15 protein-coding genes and 1 tRNA gene are annotated in these 17,800 nt (G+C 35.6%); 14 read left to right on the top strand and 2 right to left on the bottom strand.

Translation table 11 applies throughout. The features are described from left to right. Window positions 1-83: 83 nt before the first annotated feature. The 10 genes from AB2B50_RS02170 (at window position 84) to AB2B50_RS02215 (ending at window position 12,466) form a co-directional block, all read left to right on the top strand. On the top strand, window positions 84-1,433 hold the full coding sequence (locus AB2B50_RS02170; RefSeq protein ID WP_320692107.1) for a hypothetical protein: 1,350 nt from the start codon (window positions 84-86) through the stop codon (window positions 1,431-1,433). Window positions 1,434-1,444: 11 nt separating this feature from the next. After that, window positions 1,445-6,331, top strand: coding sequence for a PBECR4 domain-containing protein (locus AB2B50_RS02175; protein WP_320692106.1), 4,887 nt, complete (start codon window positions 1,445-1,447; stop codon window positions 6,329-6,331). Between the two features lie 48 nt (window positions 6,332-6,379). Beyond that, window positions 6,380-6,688, top strand: coding sequence for a hypothetical protein (locus AB2B50_RS02180; RefSeq protein WP_320692105.1), 309 nt, complete (start codon window positions 6,380-6,382; stop codon window positions 6,686-6,688). Window positions 6,689-6,935: 247 nt separating this feature from the next. After that, on the top strand, window positions 6,936-7,277 hold the full coding sequence (locus AB2B50_RS02185) for a plasmid mobilization protein (protein ID WP_414168006.1): 342 nt from the start codon (window positions 6,936-6,938) through the stop codon (window positions 7,275-7,277). Beyond that, window positions 7,268-8,941, top strand: a complete 1,674-nt coding sequence (locus AB2B50_RS02190) for a helical hairpin domain-containing protein (protein WP_320692104.1) — start codon at window positions 7,268-7,270, stop codon at window positions 8,939-8,941. Before AB2B50_RS02185 ends, AB2B50_RS02190 begins: the two co-directional genes overlap by 10 nt. Before the next feature lie 90 nt (window positions 8,942-9,031). Next, window positions 9,032-9,838, top strand: coding sequence for a ParA family protein (locus tag AB2B50_RS02195; RefSeq protein WP_320692103.1), 807 nt, complete (start codon window positions 9,032-9,034; stop codon window positions 9,836-9,838). 52 nt (window positions 9,839-9,890) lie between these two features. After that, entirely contained in the window at window positions 9,891-10,118 is a 228-nt protein-coding gene (locus AB2B50_RS02200) for a hypothetical protein (RefSeq protein WP_061418962.1), read from the top strand. Window positions 10,119-10,256: 138 nt separating this feature from the next. Further along, window positions 10,257-11,624 carry an ISLre2 family transposase gene (locus AB2B50_RS02205; RefSeq protein ID WP_320692102.1) on the top strand — a complete coding sequence of 456 codons (1,368 nt, stop codon included), beginning with the start codon at window positions 10,257-10,259 and terminating at the stop codon, window positions 11,622-11,624. A gap of 380 nt (window positions 11,625-12,004) precedes the next feature. Beyond that, the gene (gene rplS / locus AB2B50_RS02210; protein WP_001068669.1) at window positions 12,005-12,352 is read left to right on the top strand and encodes a 50S ribosomal protein L19; all 348 of its coding nucleotides are present in this window, start codon (window positions 12,005-12,007) and stop codon (window positions 12,350-12,352) included. 42 nt (window positions 12,353-12,394) lie between these two features. Continuing rightward, a tRNA-Arg gene (locus tag AB2B50_RS02215) sits at window positions 12,395-12,466 on the top strand. Between the two features lie 109 nt (window positions 12,467-12,575). On the opposite strand, the gene AB2B50_RS02220 is transcribed toward AB2B50_RS02215, so the two are convergent. After that, entirely contained in the window at window positions 12,576-12,935 is a 360-nt protein-coding gene (locus AB2B50_RS02220) for a hypothetical protein (protein WP_320692101.1), read from the bottom strand. A gap of 113 nt (window positions 12,936-13,048) precedes the next feature. Between AB2B50_RS02220 and AB2B50_RS02225 the strand changes: the two genes are divergently transcribed. The 4 genes from AB2B50_RS02225 (at window position 13,049) to AB2B50_RS02240 (ending at window position 16,669) form a co-directional block, all read left to right on the top strand. Continuing rightward, window positions 13,049-13,792, top strand: coding sequence for a response regulator transcription factor (locus tag AB2B50_RS02225; protein WP_320692100.1), 744 nt, complete (start codon window positions 13,049-13,051; stop codon window positions 13,790-13,792). A gap of 9 nt (window positions 13,793-13,801) precedes the next feature. Next, complete coding sequence (locus AB2B50_RS02230) at window positions 13,802-15,109, top strand: sensor histidine kinase (protein WP_320692099.1); 1,308 nt, start codon at window positions 13,802-13,804, stop codon at window positions 15,107-15,109. A 169-nt stretch (window positions 15,110-15,278) separates the two neighbouring features. After that, window positions 15,279-15,950 carry an ABC transporter ATP-binding protein gene (locus tag AB2B50_RS02235; RefSeq protein WP_320692098.1) on the top strand — a complete coding sequence of 224 codons (672 nt, stop codon included), beginning with the start codon at window positions 15,279-15,281 and terminating at the stop codon, window positions 15,948-15,950. Window positions 15,951-15,955: 5 nt separating this feature from the next. Then, entirely contained in the window at window positions 15,956-16,669 is a 714-nt protein-coding gene (locus AB2B50_RS02240) for an ABC transporter (RefSeq protein ID WP_320692097.1), read from the top strand. A gap of 324 nt (window positions 16,670-16,993) precedes the next feature. Here the strand turns inward: AB2B50_RS02240 and yidA are convergent, their stop codons facing one another. Further along, on the bottom strand, window positions 16,994-17,800 hold the full coding sequence (yidA, locus tag AB2B50_RS02245; RefSeq protein ID WP_320692096.1) for a sugar-phosphatase: 807 nt from the start codon (window positions 17,798-17,800) through the stop codon (window positions 16,994-16,996).

Here is a 17,800-nt window from a genome sequence, read left to right on the forward strand (position 1 = left end):
AATATCAAGTTCTCTCTTCTAGAGTTTATCTACCAACTATTATAACATTAAAACATATTACATCAAAAATGAAAGGATAAAGAATGAATACACTACCACAAAAACAATTTAAACGAATGAAGCGTGAAGTTGAGGAGGAGACTGCACGAGGGATTGGATATTTTGAGGGGATTTTAGAACATATCCCTTCTTACCCCCTATCTGAAGCAGTAAAAGAATTGGCTTTAGCCGGCTGGATTACACCTCATACAGATGTCGTTGATGTCCAAAATATGATTGTTACAGAATCCATAAAATGGATGAATTATCAAGATTTCAAAGAAGTTGCTCCCTATTTATTTTCATATCCTCGAGAGCAACGAGAGAAAGATTTATTGGTTCGACCAGTGAAGATCTCCAGAGAGTACTTTGAGGAATTAAAGGCCAATGCAGAAGAATTATTTCACTTGAAACAAGACTTGCTTCAGGTTAATGATCAATTAGATGCTAAAATCCAGGAATTGGAGATGGATCAGCTACCGAATGGCGATCAGGTCATTGGAGTTGATCTGGAAGCTGAGGAGGTATTGTTACTACGAACTCCAGAAAATGCTCAGGTTGAGGAGTGGGAGGTTCGTAAAGATGGCTTGATTTCCGATTATCGTTCCAATCTTTCAGAATCAGCACAAATTGTAGATACTTTGCTTGAAATGGAGAATCCAGAGATTGATATGATTCTCTATGAAGAAGTAATCAACTATTCTAAGAAAACTTGGCCAGATTCAGAACCAATTCACCTTCCAGAAAATATAAAGGAACTGTTGAATCAAGAGGGCAAGCTTGATCCCTCATATTATCAAATAGCTCAGTTTGAAACATTAAAACAAGCTTATATTTATGGGATGATTTCACCTAGTTTTCAGGAGCGTTTCCCTCATTATTCAGATTTCGTTAGGAACTATGTAGAAGATAGAGAACAATATGAGTTTTTCAACTATCGTACAGAAGCCGTCTCACTAGCTCAGGAAATTCTAGTATCACGTTTAGGAGATATTAACCAGATTTTAGGCAAGAATAATCAGGAGTTAATCGTTCAAGAAGTCACTGGATATTCTCAGGGTGAAAGCTGGGAACTAGCTTATTTACGGGATACAAAGACGGAAGATAGAGAATCCGTTCAGTTTTATCTTGAAAGTGAGATTGGAGCTTGGTATAAGGGAAGTTTGACAGAGTTGGCTGTTATCCGATTTGATGATATTGATCTAGAGAAAGGATTTAATGGCCATCAGGAAGCAGTCTATCATATTGATGAGAACTTGTTAGTTCATGATAAGCTAAAACAAGCCCAACTCCATTTTCCTGATTTAAATCGTTTTGTAAAAGCAGAAGAACTTGAGAAAGAACAGACACAAGATATAGTAGCAGAAAAAGAAGGGCCAGAATTTTCATTGTAGGGAGGTAGCAGATGGCATTAAGCAAAGAAGAAGCCAAAAGATTATCTATTATTTCTGTTGCAGACCAACTAGGCATAGAGTTAAAGCGTACAGGAAGCTATAGTTATACCTGGACAGAGCACGATTCATTTGTAATCGATGCAAGAAAAAATGAATTTCACTGGAATTCAAGAACTGAATTTGGAGATGTCATTCAGTTAGTTCAAACTATACGAGGTGTTTCTTACAAGGAGGCGATGCATTTTTTAGAAACTGGAGAATTTAAACAAGTTAATTCAGAAGCTCAGATGGCTCTAAAAGAGCCATTTCACTATAATTTGGAAAGATATGAGAATAAGGATTTTAGCGCCTCTAGAAGCTATTTAAAGGCACAGAGAGGCCTTTCAGATGATACGATTAATTTCTTTATTAGCCAGGGGAGTATGGCTGAGGCAACCCGAAAAAAAGGAGACTATTTTGAGCCTGTGATTGTCTTTAAATATAAAGACAACACGGGCTTTTTAGCTGGCGCTAGTCTCCAAGGGATAGTAGAGAATCGAGTGCACTATCCAGAACGTGGTCGCTTAAAACAAATTATGAGAAATTCAGACGGACAACTAGGATTTTCAATTGATATTGGTATCCCTAAACGTTTGGTATTTGCGGAAGCTCCAATCGATCTCATGAGCTACTATGAGCTTCATAAAGATAGGCTTCAGGATGTCCGCTTAGTAGCTATGGATGGGATCAAAGATGGTATCATTAGTCGAAGATTTATGGAATTATATGCCGAGATGAACGGTAAATCCTATCAAGTGGATCAAAATGCTGGAAAAGCCCTTGAAACTGTCGCTAGAACAACGAATTATTTTAAAGATGGTCAGAATCAAGATATGATTACCTTGGCTGTAGATAATGATGCAGCTGGTCATAATTTTATCACTCGATTGCAGGATAAGGGGATTCCAGTACAGATTGCGATTCCGCCTATCGTTCAGCTTAACCAGGAAAAGGAAGATTGGAATGATTTCCTGAAGAGGGGGAATGAAACTCCTACGGAGCTGGCGCACGTTTACACAGCAGATGAAAAGTCCTGGCATTACCAGGGCTTTTTTGAGAAGGAAATAGCTCTTACAAAAGCGCAAGAGCTAACTGCAGATAATGTAAAAGCTTTTGTGTCAGATAGGCAATTGACAAGGGAAGAAGTCCGTCAAGAATATCAAACAATTATTAATCAAGAGAGAGGAAGAGAAAATACTATGTCAGAATTGTATGGGAATAGTAGTGATCATGAAGATGATTTAGTAAACAGTCATAAACAAGCTGATAGAGTCCTTATTCAACCGGAAACACAAGATATAATTGATTCTGGAGAGGCCAAACAATGGGCTAAACATCCAAATATCTACTTTGTAAAAGGGCTACGTTTTGTAGCTCTAGAACTGACAGAAGAAGGAAAATTTGAACAATCATCTCAATATCTCCCTAAAACGGAGGAGGAAAAAGAGGTGGTAAACAAGTTACTGTCCAAACAAAAAAAGCAAGATGAAGTAGTTCTAGAAGATGATCAGAGTTCTGAATTGAACATAGATACTAGCAATTTATCTCCAGAAGATGCGGAATGGCTGAAGAAAAATTGGAACAATATTAGCTTCTCAGTAGAACCTAAAAGACAGATGGTCATTGATGCAGATAAAACAGTAATCTTTGAAAAACCTTCCAATCCTCTTGGAGATGATAGGGAACCAAAAAAACAAATTCAGAACACAGAAAAAACCCTTGAGAAAACTCAAGGGCAATTGAATGATAGGGCCAGTGGTGGAGAGGGCTATTCACAGCCTGATGCTGTGGGCAGTGCCGAACCTGAAGCTGAATCATCAGCAACCTTTGAGCAAACTGTTACCAGTCACCCGACATCACCCTATCGTTACTTACATTTTAGCACAAATTTTGAGGAAGTGCAACGAAGACAATCGAAATACCACCCAGTCACACCTGATGATTTGAAAAGAATGAATCAGTACGCTGGTTCTATTCAGAAATCATCTCAATGGTATTTAGAGGAATTAGCTAACAGTAAAATCTATTATTTCTATTCCAATAATGGAGAGGTGAGTTTGCTAGATGTCAATTTTAAACGAGAAAACTTTTTACACTTAACAGGAATCAGGCCAGTTGTTCCAGGTAAAAATGCTGGAGATTTTGTAGTCGACTTTGCTGAGGGAAGGGGAGACTATAATCAAATACTGGTTAGTAATAGTCTAAAAGAAAAATTACAAGTTATTCCTATGTTAGAGGATATTCTTGATCCTAAATCGTTTGTTTTGGATAACTTAGATGAAGTAAGAATTGCACAACGACTTAACTTTTCAGAAGCTATTAAGAGTAAAGACGAGGATTTCTTGCTTCTTTTCAAAGATATAGGAGAAGAACGTGTCCCTGCATCTCTCATGAAAATCAAGAGAGATCTAAGAGTTGATGTAGAGAAAACGAAGGAAAAAGTTATTCTTGGTGTTTTCCGTGAACGTGATGGTCATATTGAACAGTTATCTATCAATGAGAATTATGTCAAGGATAGAGGCAATGAGTTGCAAACAATTTTGAAAGATGGCTTGTTTGAAGAAATCAAGCCTGATATAACTAAAGAAATTGAACAAACAACTCCAGAGAACACACTGAATAAACCCATTCTTGATTCAGCTACGTTTACTCAAGTCTTAGATACTGTCTATAATTTAGGTGTGCCAGGTGATATCTCGAAAACTCCAAAGGAATTTCATCAAGCGTGGAATCAATATCTTGACTATGCGAAGAAGCACAATGATAAATTTGATCAGATTGTTGCAGCTGCTGGGGAAGATAATCTCCTGGATGTAGATTCAGACTTCTATAAAGAATGGCAACAAGATCATATTTATAAAGATGACTACCATGTTCGTCTTCAATGGTCTGAGGAACGCCCAGATGGGCCGAAATTGCCGTTTAAAGAGACAGAGCTGATATCTTATCAAGATTTCGCTAGGGAGTTATATAAGGCCAATCAGGAGCTCTATCCAATTCATCAGGAAGGGCTAAAACAAGTGACTGGTGGTCACCCAGAAGGCTACATCTCTCCAACTAAGATTCAGTTTAGTATCTATGCTCCTGATGGTGAACTTATTCAGGATAGCATCCGTTACAATATTGGTGAGGAGATTAACCCAATCGCTCATAAAGAAAGACTTAGTACACGAGAAATGAGAGAGCATCCAGAGCTAATGAAGATAGATGGGGCATTATTCAATCAATATCATCTGGAGAGATTGGTGAGTGAACTAGATATTTCTCAGTTCAGTTACGCTTTGGAAGATACTCCTTATGCCGATCAACTTTTATCCCGACTCCCTTATGGAGATTTGGAAAATAGCCCAATTGGATTTACAGATAGTAGTAATGATAGTCGTCTTGGATTTATCTCTTTTGATGGAATGGATAGTGTTGAGGTCGAAAATTTATCTGCTTGGTTTGAAAAGTTGGGAGTTAGAGATTCGCCTCAAGAACAAGTAGCTCTTGTAGAACAATGGCAAAATGAAATTAAAGAATTATCGGAAAAAGTTGAACAAACCATTGTCAACGTTCGAGATGAATTTGAAAAAACACAACTCAATAATTCGCAAAATACACTAGATAATCCATACGAAAAAATTTATCAGTATAACCGAAAAGATGAGAGGGATCGTGATTTGGATGGTGATGGTATTTCCAACTCCGATGAGATGTTGCAAGGAACAGATCCTTACAATGCTGCTTCTAACCTTCATAAAAAGCAGGAAGATCGAGAAAGAAGGGCAGATGTTGAAGTGGCTGCAGGGGCTATTATTACCGAAGCAGTTGCTACTAAAAGTTCAGAACAAACCATTTCCCAGCTGGTCGCAAATAAAGATACAAAAGCTTTAGCTGAACACTTGAAAGAGGGAATGAAGAACTATTTGGACTCAGAACAGTTTAGATCATTCTTGGATACGATGAGTAAGTTTCACAACTACTCACTCAACAATATTCATTTGCTGAAGATGCAGAATCCTAATGTTTCCCAAGTTGCAAGTTTTAATAAATGGAAAACGGATTTTGAAAGAACAGTCAAAAAGGGTTCTAAGGCTCTGAAAATTTGGGTTCCGTATCAAGTGAAAACTAAAATTTCTGCTAATCAAAATGAGTTGAGTTTTTCTCCATCTGAGAATGAAATGGAAGAGAAGGAAGTCACAGTTACTCGATTCAAGTTAGGGAATGTCTTTGATGTTTCTCAAACAGAAGGAAAAGAATTACCAAAAGCAATTAATGAATTGACTGGTTCTGTCAAAGATTATGAAGATTTATATCGAGCAGCCAAAGCAGTTTCGATGGATAATCAGGTTTCTATCAATTTTGAAGAAATTAAAAGAGAGGGCGCAAATGGTTATTACTCTCCAAATGAAAATCGAATAGTCATTTCAAAAGGATTAAAGGGACAAGAACATATTCTAAAAACAATTTTTCATGAAATGGCTCACTCAGATTTACACAGAGGAACTAATGCACAATATGGGGACGACCAATATCGTAAGCAAGAATTACAAGCTGAAAGTGTAGCCTATGTCGTAGCTAATCATTTTGGTTTTGATACTAGTAGTTACAGTTTTGGATATTTAGCTATCTGGGCGAAGGATAAAAATGGCTTTGAAGATATGGTAGAACAACTGCAGATTGTTCAGAAAGAAGCAAAAAGTTTGATTGATCGGATGGATGCAAAGTTAGAACTGGTGAAAAATAAAAGCGTAAAGAAAGATAAATTTGCAGATAAACTTCAACAAGCAAAAGAAAAATCTGAGCAGTTAGGTAGTCAAAAGGCGGAGGCTGTAAAGCAGGTGGAAGAAAAAAAGTTTCTGAGCAGCCCTCAATAATGGAGGCACTAACCCGTCGGAAGAAAAACAAAAAAGGAGAAACAGAAGATGATTGAAAATCTAAGCCAAGAAACTTTTGATCTTTTAATGGAGATATTTTTTGAGGATGAGGCTACAGATTCGCCAAAAGTGAATGAAGTTAACCAGCACATTTCACGCAAAGAATGTCTCTACATTCTTCGTAGAGATATGCGAATTAAAACAACCTATGAACTAGAAGAAGTAGAAATGTATCCCATTGCACTTAAAGAAATCGAAGAAATGAGTGATGAAAGGTTTGAGCAACTTAGAGATGAAATTTTAAAAATAAAATTGATTGATGGGATGGATTTTCTGTTGGAAACGTTAAAAGTTTAATCAAACTTTTCTCCTCGAAATAATTAAATTCCTGCTTGCAGGGATTAGGGGATTGGGGATTTCCCCAAAAATTTAAAAAGTCAAGAATAGTCAGGGATAATACCCTGACCATCTTTGACCTTTTTAAAAACAGCATTTGGGTACCCAAGTGCTAATCTTGCCAGAAGAAAAGGGGGCTGAGCCCCTCAATCAAGAAATAGCAGAACAGAGGTGATGATTTTTGAAAAATGGAGAAAAACGAAAACGAATGATTCAGAAAAAAATTCGTTTAACGGAAGAAGAGGCACGGTTTATTTCAACTAAAGTTGCAGAATCTGGAATGACAAATTTTAATGCCTTTGCCCGAATTATGTTGATTATGGGCGAGGTCAAAATCTTAAATTTTGAAGAATTGAGAGAACTGCGTAAGGAAATAAATCGGATAGGGGTCAATATTAATCAGGTCGCAAAAAAGGTAAACGAAGATGATCAAGCTAGCCTCAATGAATTGAGTCAGATTCTTGAATTGCAAAAACATTTGAAAGATACAGTCAGCCAGTTTATCCAAAAACAAGAAAATCAAACAAAGGAACAAGAGAGATGGTTGTAACAAAAGTTCTTCAGATAAAAGGAGTGGCATCTTTAGGAAGAGCTACAAAATATATTGAGGACGAAGCAAAGACGGTCGAGCTGACAGACCTAAAAAGTCTGACAAATGCTTTGCGCTATATTGAGAATCCCTCAAAAACAAGTTTACTGGAGAATGATGAAGTAGAGTTTCCAGCAGTGGTTAAAGACGGTCGAGTAGTCAAGCAACTTGTATCTACTTATGGAATAACAGATGCAAGTACAGCGACAGAAGAATTTCTTTTGACAAAAAAAAATGCGGCTCAACGAGCAGGAACAAAAGAATTAAATGATATTCAAAATCCGAATCGAGTTTTAGCACATCACATCATTCAATCATTTTCTCCTGAAGATGATTTGACTCCACAAGAAATTCATGAGATTGGTCGTAAAACAATTTTAGAACTAACTGGTGGACAACATGAATTTGTCATAGCAACTCACATGGATAAGGGGCACATCCACAATCACATTATTTTCAATTCTACTAATTCTGTTACATTGAAAAAATTTCGTTGGCAGAAAAATACTGCTAGAAGTTTATTTAATATTTCAAACAAGTATGCGGATTTGGCTGGAGCTAAGATTCTTAAGGAAAGATTATGGACTAATCGAAAAACCTATCATGCCTATCGCAAAAAAAATTCTTTTCGTTATGAGATCAAATCCCGTTTAGATTTCCTTTTAAAACATTCAACCTCATTAGAAGATTTCAAAACGAAGGCCCTAGCATTAAATCTTGTAGTTGATACTTCAGGGAAGGAAATAAAATATCGTTTAACCGACCAGGAACAAACAAGAAATGTTAGGGATCGCACATTGTCAAAAAAAGGAAATTATTCTTTAGAGAAAATTTCTGAGAGAGTGGTTGCCAATGAGGTGACTTTTTCTGTCGATGAAATTAAATCCGAATATGAAAAAATGGTAGCAGAACGAGAAGATGATTTTGAAATGAGAATCACAGTTGAAGAATGGCAGGTGATGGAAGAAACAAAAAATGGAATCTATCTTGAAATGGAATTTGGGATTAGAAATAAGGGAACCATTCTTATTCCAGCTCATCAGATTGAAAAATCAGAAGATGGATCTTATGAAATTTTTATCAGAAAGAATGACTTCTACTATTTTGTTAATCCTGACCACGCTGATAAGAATCGGTATATGAAGGGAGAAACAGTCGCTTCTCAGTTGTCGTATGATAACGGAGAAATGATTGTCCGGAAAAATCCGAAAATCTCCAGTTTGGATCAGCTTGTTCGTGAATATAATTATCTATCTGCTCATGGAGTGACAGAAGGACAGCAATTTGATGAATTGTTAAATCGTTTTGAAGAGGAACTGGAAGAAGTAGATAACTTGCTTGATAAACTAGATCAACGCTTGGGTGAACTTAATAAAATTCAGTCTGCATTTCTTGCATTGGAATCAAGCGATCCTCAGGAAGTGAAACTAGCTATTGCTATTATGAAAGACTTGAGAGTAGATCCTAGCACTCGCAAAGCTGAGATTGATAAACTTGTTAAAGAGGCGACCTTTGAACGCCAGGCTTTGTATCAACGAGTAGAAGCAATTACAAAAGATTATAAGCTACATCAAGACATTGAGAAAAATGTGGAGCAGCGTAAGGATAGAGAAACTTCATTGTAAAAAAATAATTATAAATATAATTATAAACATATTGACAAATATAATTATAATGGTATAATAGAAATATAGAAAAATGGATGGAGAAATAGAATGAAGATTATCACATTTGCCGCTATAAAAGGTGGTGTTGGGAAAACGACTTTAACTTTTAATTATGGGGAATGGTTGGCTAAGAAAGGTCATAAGGTTCTCTTTATAGACTTAGACCATCAGTGTAATTTGACTCAGTGTTATAATATTTATGAGAGCAAGAATACAATTGCTAATGCTTTTAAAGGTGGCGATGTGGATATTAAGCAAGTCAAGGAAAATATTAGTCTAATTCCTGGTTCAGTTCAGCTTGACACGGTGGAAAGAGATCTTGAGAACAGCGATAAGAAAAATATGTTACTTTATCTTTGGCTAGAGGACAACTACGAAAAGAAGAAGTTGGAGCAATTTGACTACATCTTGATTGATTGTAGGCCAGATTTTGCGACAGCTACTAAAAATGCTGTTGCGGTCAGTCACGCTATTATTAGTCCCTTGACTCCTTCGGAGTTTGGTTATAATGCTAAATTCAATTTATCAACTCGGTTAGAAGCATTCAGAAAGGATGTGATCGACTATCGTACCAGAGAATCATACATTACTGCTGAGTTATATTTCTTAGCAAATATGATCCGACCAAACTATGGTTCATCAAGAGAATTACTGGAAGCCTTGGGACTTGAAGCAAAAGAAAAGGGAACAGATAACCTTCTAGGGATTGTACCAGCAAAAGAGTTGTTCAATCATTCCACGATTGATAAAATCTCTATTGCAGATATGGAGGAAAATCCAGAGCTTTATCAAAAACACAAAAAGTTTTTCACTGAGCTGGAGCAGACTTTTTCAAAAATTTATGATACAATATAATTATATTTATAAACACAAATACAATTATAAATATAATTAGAAGGAGATTGTTATGGCATTCACACCAAAAGAAAAAGAGATTTCACAGATTATCGAAGCAACTCATCAACCTGAGCAGATTTCAGATGTAGCCAACTTTGAAAGCTTTGAACGCAAAAAGCAATTCCAGTTTACTTTGAAACCAAGCAATCGCCAAAAATTAGATAAAATTGCTAAAGCAGCCGGCGCAAAATCTGCATCAGATTACCTTGATAAACTTATCGAAAGTTTATCGATATAATTATAATTATAATTATGTTCAAAAAACCTTCCCAATAATAAGGGAAGGCTTTTATCTTTGCTGACAAAAAATATTTGAACTCCTGAACTAAAATCTCTATACTTTTTTATTATGATTTTAGTTGGGAGTGTTTTTATTTTGGATACAAAAATTATTGATGAAAGAGAATTTGTAGAGAAATTTAAAGATAAAAATTTACAAGAATTTCATAAATTTGTAAGTGACTATGACAACTATATCGCACCCACAATGAGAGCTAGAGGGTACAAATTTGTAAACTATGCTGAGAGAACCGTTACTTTTACGTTTGGCCAGGTAACTTTTTCAAGAAGGCGCTGGTATAAGAATGGAAAATGTAGAATTCCAGTAGATGAGAAGTTAGGTCTAGAGAAACGTATTGCCTATTCCAAAGAATTGCTATATCAGATCACTAAACTAGCTACAATGTTACCATATCGGAAAGTAGTGGAAGTCATTGAACTAATGTACCAGGTTTATATCACTAAAGACACGGTGTTAAAAGCAATAAAGCTAGCAAGTCAGTTGTTAAATGAGAAAGAAGATTATCGATTCTATAGCGATGAAGTACCTGTCAAAAAAATTGAGGCTCCTGTTATTTATCTTGAAGGAGATGGTGTCTGGATAAAGGTCAGTGGACGTGAAAAGGAACAACAGAATAAAGAGTTATCTCATTTTGTCATCCATACCGGAACGGAGGTGTACGGAAAGAGGAAAATTTTAAAAAATAAGGTCGAAATTGTGTCATCCAGTAATCGAACAGCAAGAAAAAGAGTAGTAGATTATATTTATAATCATTTTAAAATTACGTCAGATACTCTACTTGTGACAAATTCAGATATGGGTCACGGATATACTACACATTTATTTAAGGAAATATCACACGATCTAGGGATAAAGCATCATCAACATTTTTGGGATCGATACCATCTAAACAAAGAAATAAAAAAGTTGGTCAAACCGTATTCTGTAGAGCTACTAGAGCAATTTATGAAAGCCATAGATAGCCATTGCAAGAAGACACTGAACACAGCTATTGATACACTAGAATCACTCGTCCTACTTAATCAGAACGAAAAGAAGATTGATACTTTTAAGGTTTTTAAGAATAGAATCCTTGGAAATTTTAAATATACGCAACCTCCTGAACAGAGGAACCTAGATACAGCAAGTTTAGGAATTATGGAAAGTCAGCATCGTAAAATCAGTTATCGGATGAAAAATAGAGGAATGTATTGGTCATTAAATCATGCAGATGCTATGTCTCATCTTATTTTGTTGTCTTACAATCAAGAACTCCGAGATTTATTTTTTGGTAATTGGAGAAATGAATATGAAAAATACCACTCAGAAGGAATGAGTAGTGCAAAAGTACGCAAAAAGATCGATCAAGCTCCAAGAAGTTTAGGGACGATTGTAAATGCTTCTTGGAAGGGCCGAAAACAGAGAGATAAACAACGATTTGCAGGCAAAAAAATCAATAAATAAAATGTCATAAACTCAGTAAACTCTTGACTTATAGTAATAAAAATTGTATAATAATCTTATCAATAAAAAAAGAGGCACGTAGCAACGTACCTCTCATAAAGATAAACAATTGGGTCTTGTTTATCAGTAAGATTAATACTATCAGAAATTTTAGTAGATGTCAAGGCTGAGCAAGTAAAATTGTTTAGCCTTGTTTTTACATTTCCGTTTTTGATGTATTTTTTTACTACCTCAAAAAAATAGACACAAACTTTTGCTATAAATTTCTTTACTTTTTTTTAGAAATTTGGTAAACTGTATCTTGTGTGTAATGGACGCACAAAAATACAGTTTATCCGCTGAGGAAGCTTCCTCAAGATTGACAAAGATAGGAGAATAAAATGAATCCATTAATCCAAAGCTTGACAGAAGGTCAACTTCGTACTGATATCCCATCATTCCGTCCTGGTGACACTGTTCGTGTACACGCGAAAGTTGTCGAAGGTAACCGTGAACGTATCCAGATTTTTGAAGGTGTTGTTATTGCACGTAAAGGTGCTGGCATCTCAGAAAACTACACAGTTCGTAAAATCTCTAACGGTGTAGGTGTTGAACGTATCTTCCCAATCCACACTCCACGTGTTGAAAAGATCGAAGTTGTTCGTTACGGTAAAGTACGTCGTGCGAAATTGTACTACTTGCGTGCTCTTCAAGGTAAAGCAGCTCGTATCAAAGAAATCCGTCGTTAATTCGACCAAAAAACTCTGCTCATTCGGCAGAGTTTTTCTCTAGCTCCCTTAGTTCAATGGATATAACAACTCCCTCCTAAGGAGTAGTTGCAGGTTCGATTCCTGCAGGGGGCATTTTTGGTTGCTTTTAAAGTTGAGAAATGTTGATTTATCAATGTTTCTCAATTTTTTTATACCCCAAAAAGTGAAAAGTCTTTAGATACCCCATGACTTTTTCAAGAATTTAATCAATTTTATGTTGAAATAAAAACTCTAAATACTCATTCAATTCATCAATCACCATCAATAGTGGTTGTTTTGTATCCACAATTCCAAATAGTTCTAGATGAGCTTCGAAGATTTCAGAGTAGTTAACGTTGGGAGCAAGCAGAATGATTTTTGCATGAAGATGCAGTCGTCGAATTCGGTTTACCGTGGTTGACAACTTACAAGGAGCAGTAATTGTGATAAAATAAAACCAATTCCTTTTGGTGTGAAGTTGTATCATTGGGAATGTAGAATGAATGGTTACAGGTAGTTTATGTTGTCTGATATATTTTTTCAGAACCAGAAGTAACCAATAATATTGTATCCATTGCATCATATCTTTCCTCCAATCGAATTTATTGTACATGGAGTGAAAGTATTCATTTTGAAAATGTCATAAAAGGATAGAAATCTGTCATATTCGGCATCTATCCTAAAGGAGGAAAGTCAATGTTAAGTATTTTCGTATTAGAAGATGAGTTGTTGCAGCAATCTCGTATCGAGAATGTGATTCAGGAACTGATTGCTCAAAAATCATTACAATGTAAACCTCCGAAGATTTTTGGCAAACCTCATCAATTAGTGGAAGCAATCACTGAAAGAGGCTCACATCAATTATTCTTCTTAGACATTGAAATTAAAGGGGAAGAAAAGAAAGGTCTGGATATCGCGAAAGAAATTCGAAAGAAAGACCCAAATGCGACAATTGTGTTTGTTACGACTCATTCAGAGTTTATGCCTATTACTTTCAAATACAAGGTAGCTGCACTTGATTTTATTGACAAGTCACTTTCCGAAGAAGAGTTTGCAGAGCGTATCAGTTCTGCTATCGAATATACAATTGAAAAATCTGGAACAACAGTTTCCGAAGATGCTTTTACTTTTGAAACCGCGATGGCCCATGTTCAAGTACCGTTCAACAATATTTTATACTTTGAGACTTCACCAACGATTCATAAGGTGATTTTACATACAAAAGATGAGCGATTAGAGTTCTATGCAACCATTACGGAGATAGAGAAAACAGATCCACGCTTATATCGTTGTCACCGGTCTTTTGTAGTAAATCCTGCTAATATTGTGAAAATCGATAAAGAAGAAAAGATTGCTTTATTTGAAAATAATGATAGTTGCTTGATTTCCCGTATGAAATATAAAGGACTTCTTGAAAAAGTAACGACACTAAATTGTTAGGGGGATTTTATGGAATCATTTTTAAATATAGCGAATGTTTATTTAAAAATACTGGCACAGATGTTGATTTTTAAACAGATTAGCGAATTGCCGATAAAACGGAAATGGTTCTTGATAATACCAGCGTCCTTCGTTGGTCTCTTTATTGTATTGCCACCGATTGCTTATTTTGGATCTTTTATTATGTATATTGCCTATTGCTTTTATATTAATAAAGGTCAGAGTCGGATGATGAATCTGTTTTATGGATTGTATCCAGTTGTTGTGGAAAGTCTATTTGGACGTATGCTAGGCTATAATGTGTTTCCGATGTTAGGAATTACTGTGTTTAATGAAGCGGCGATTAGCGGATATGATATTCTGATTGAATTGCTCATTTTCCCAGCATATCTACTCATTATTCATTCGTTAAAAATTGACTTTAAAGATTTAAAAGAAGGATTTAAACGCCAATATTTTAATACGATTTTACTGATTATTAATCTATCGATGATACTCTATATCATCTTAGTTTCTTTGTTTGTTGTTTTAAGAAATCAATTGTCAGAAGCAGATATGTGGAGGGGGCAGCTTAATAATCTATATATTATTTTATTTTTCATTATGCTCTTATATGTCAATGCAACTTCGAAAGAAAAACTCGAACAAGAAATTGTAGCGCAGAAAGACCGTCAGTTAAAAGAATTATCGAATTATAGTCATCATGTGGAATCTCTTTACAGTGAAATTCGTAGTTTTAGACATGACTATCTCAATATTTTAACGAGTTTGAAGCTAGGTATCGAAAATCAAGACTTGCATGCGATTCAAGGTATTTATGAGGATGTTCTCAAAGAAAGTGGGAAATCGTTTTACGATAAAAAATTTGATATCGCACGACTTAGCAATATTAAAAATGATGCAGTGAAAAGTGTATTGTCTGCGAAATTGTTAGAGGCACAAAATAAAGGCATTGATATTACTGTTGAGGTGGAAGAACCGATAGATGATTTCCAAATAGAAATTTTAGATTTCATAACGATTTTATCCATTCTCTGTGATAATGCGATTGAAGCAAGTCAAAAAGCCCAACAGAAAAAACTCTCTGTGGCGTTGATTAAGAGTGAAAGGGCATTGATTTTGGTGATGGAAAATACGACCGAAGCTGAGAAGGTAGATGTGACGCATTTATTCGAACGCGGTGTATCCACAAAAGGCGAAGATCGAGGCCTTGGACTCTATAATGTGCAACAAATCATGGATCATTATCCAAAGTGTTCAATTAGCACTAAAAGTACAAACTATCAGTTTTCTCAAACGATTACTTTTATCCAATAAAACAAATCATTCTAAACTAAATAGCGATTGCTATTTAGTTTTTTTGTGCTTTCACCATAAAAAAATACCGTTTGCGACATTTGATTGACCGTTTTTGATAATTTGATTCTCTGTGGAAGCAGATATAGTAAACTAAATCCATAAATAATACAAACGCCTGGAGGCTTATATGTTTAAAGTATCAGAAATCAAGAAGTCATTTAAAAATAAAGAAGTTTTAAAAGGTGTTTCCTTCACGATAGAAGAGGGAGATAAAGTTGCCTTACTTGGGAATAATGGGGCAGGAAAAAGTACACTACTAAAGATTATAGCCGGTCAACTGCAAGCAAATGCAGGGCGTATCGAAACACCCCTTGATTTTCAAACGGAAATTGGCATGATGCCACAAGGAGATATTTTGATTGATGATTTGAAAGTGGGTGATTTAGTATTGCTCAAATGCCATATGAATCAATTGAGAGATATTGATATCGAGGCATTACTGAAAATGGTGGAATTAGAGGAATATAGGAATCAATATGTAATGGGGCTTTCTGGCGGACAAAAGAGACGTCTCTCATTATTATTAACGATTTTAAATGAACCGCGACTAATCTTTCTTGATGAACCAACTACCGGAATGGATTTAGAGTCTGTTGATAATTTCTGGCATCTTTTAGAAGAGCAAAGGTTTACGTCGGTGGTCGTTACTCACGACTTTAACCAAATTGATCATTTCTTTACGAAAGTACTGATTTTAAAAGATGGCCGTATTGCTGCTCAGGAAAGTGTAGAAGATATTCATCGTAAGGGCCAAACAATCGAACAGTTCTATAGAGAACAAGTGAAAATGGAGGGATAATGATTATGAAACTCATTCTATTAAAACAAGTCCTTGATAATAAAAGATTTTTATTATTTACAATTTTTATTCCAGTTGCATGGTATGTATTTCTATACAATATCCAACAGGGAATCACACCAAATTTAATGCTCGGGATTGCCGTTTTTATTGGGATTATCGGGAATAGTCTGGCTACCTTTAGCAAACGAATTTCGTCAAATATCGATTTTTACTCATTCGAATCTAAGTTTTCTAAATACACAGTGAAAAACTATTTACTTGATCAAACTCTCGTACAATTGGTGCTAAATACTTTAATTTTTATAGTAGTATTAGCTGTTGGGCTTATCTTCTTTAGTTTTCCGCTAAATAGTCAATTAGTCGTTCAATTTTTCTTATTAACCATTATGGGAATTTATTTTAGTATTATTGGTTTTGTGATTGGAGTTAGACTCGATGAGAAAATTATTGATACGGTCAGCTTTCCAGTAATTATTTTAGCTTCTATGACGATTATTCCATTTGCTTCTCTTGGTGCCGAAGGAGGATTCATGGAATTTATTGGAAAAGCTCAAATGATTTTCCCAGGATACTATTACACCAATATCGTGAATGCTTTAACTACTTCAACGAGTATTGATGTCAAAGATGTAGCACTCTTCATTGGAGTATTTATCTTGAATATCATTCCACTATATTTCCTTGTCCCTAAAGTGAAGTTAGCAACTGTAAAATAAAATGAAAGAACCAGCAACTAGAAATAGCTGCTGGTTCTGTTTTTGTTTTTTTGAAGCAATCTAATAAAGAAGCTTGGCCGTATTTTACATTCATTTTTAAAAATAATTTAGTATTTTTTGTCTTTTTGACCAAAAATTATATTTTGGTCAATGACTATGGAATAAAATGGATCATGAAAATGTCTTTGATTTATAGTAGTGTTAATTCTCCCATCAAATACAGTTTTTCTACTCTCAAGATTTAAGTAACTGTACAACTAATACTGGAAATTGAGTTCTAACATAGTAAAAACCGCTCAGCAGAGCGGTTTTTGTCTATTCTTTCTACAGTACCCAAGTTCGAATGGCATGAGCAACGCCTGATTCGTCATTAGATTTAGTGATGTATTTGGCGATTTTTTTGAGTTTTGGATTTCCGTTTTCCATAACAACGGGGTTACCAACAACTTCAAGCATGGCACGGTCATTTTCCTCGTCACCGATAGCCATAGTTTCATCCTTGTTCAAACCGAGTTTCTCAGCTAAGTGAGTGATAGCTGAACCCTTGTCTACACCCTTTTTGAGAAGTTCGAGGTAGAAAGGAGCAGATTTGTTGATAGAGTAGCGGTCGTAAAATTCTGCTGGAATCTTTTCAATAGCAGCATCGAGAATTTCTGGTTCATCGATAAACATACACTTGACGATTTCCTTATCAGCCATTTCTTCAGGTGTACGATAGAAGATGGGCATGCTGACGAGGGTTGATTCGTGAACAGTGTATTTTCCGATATTGCGATTGGCTGTGTAGATGCCATCCTTGGTAATAGCGTGCATGTGGACGCCAAGTTTGCGACTGAGGAATTCCATATCTAGATAATCTTCATAAGTCAAGGATTCGCTGATAATTTCATGTCCTGTAGCGGTTTCTTGAACAAGGGCACCGTTGAAGGTAACAACGTAGTCCCCTTCGTCTCTTAATTTCAAGTCATCTAAAAGTTTGGCAACTCCTGCGATAGGGCGACCAGTTGCAATCATAACTTTGACACCAGCTTGTTTGGCATCTTGGATGGCAGAAAAGACTTCAGGAGTGATCTCCCTTTGACTGTTGACAAGGGTTCCATCGATATCGACGGCGATTAGTTTAATACTCAT

Origin of the sequence: Streptococcus fermentans, assembly GCF_040888305.1 — a bacterium.
In the GTDB taxonomy this organism is placed as follows: domain Bacteria; phylum Bacillota; class Bacilli; order Lactobacillales; family Streptococcaceae; genus Streptococcus; species Streptococcus fermentans.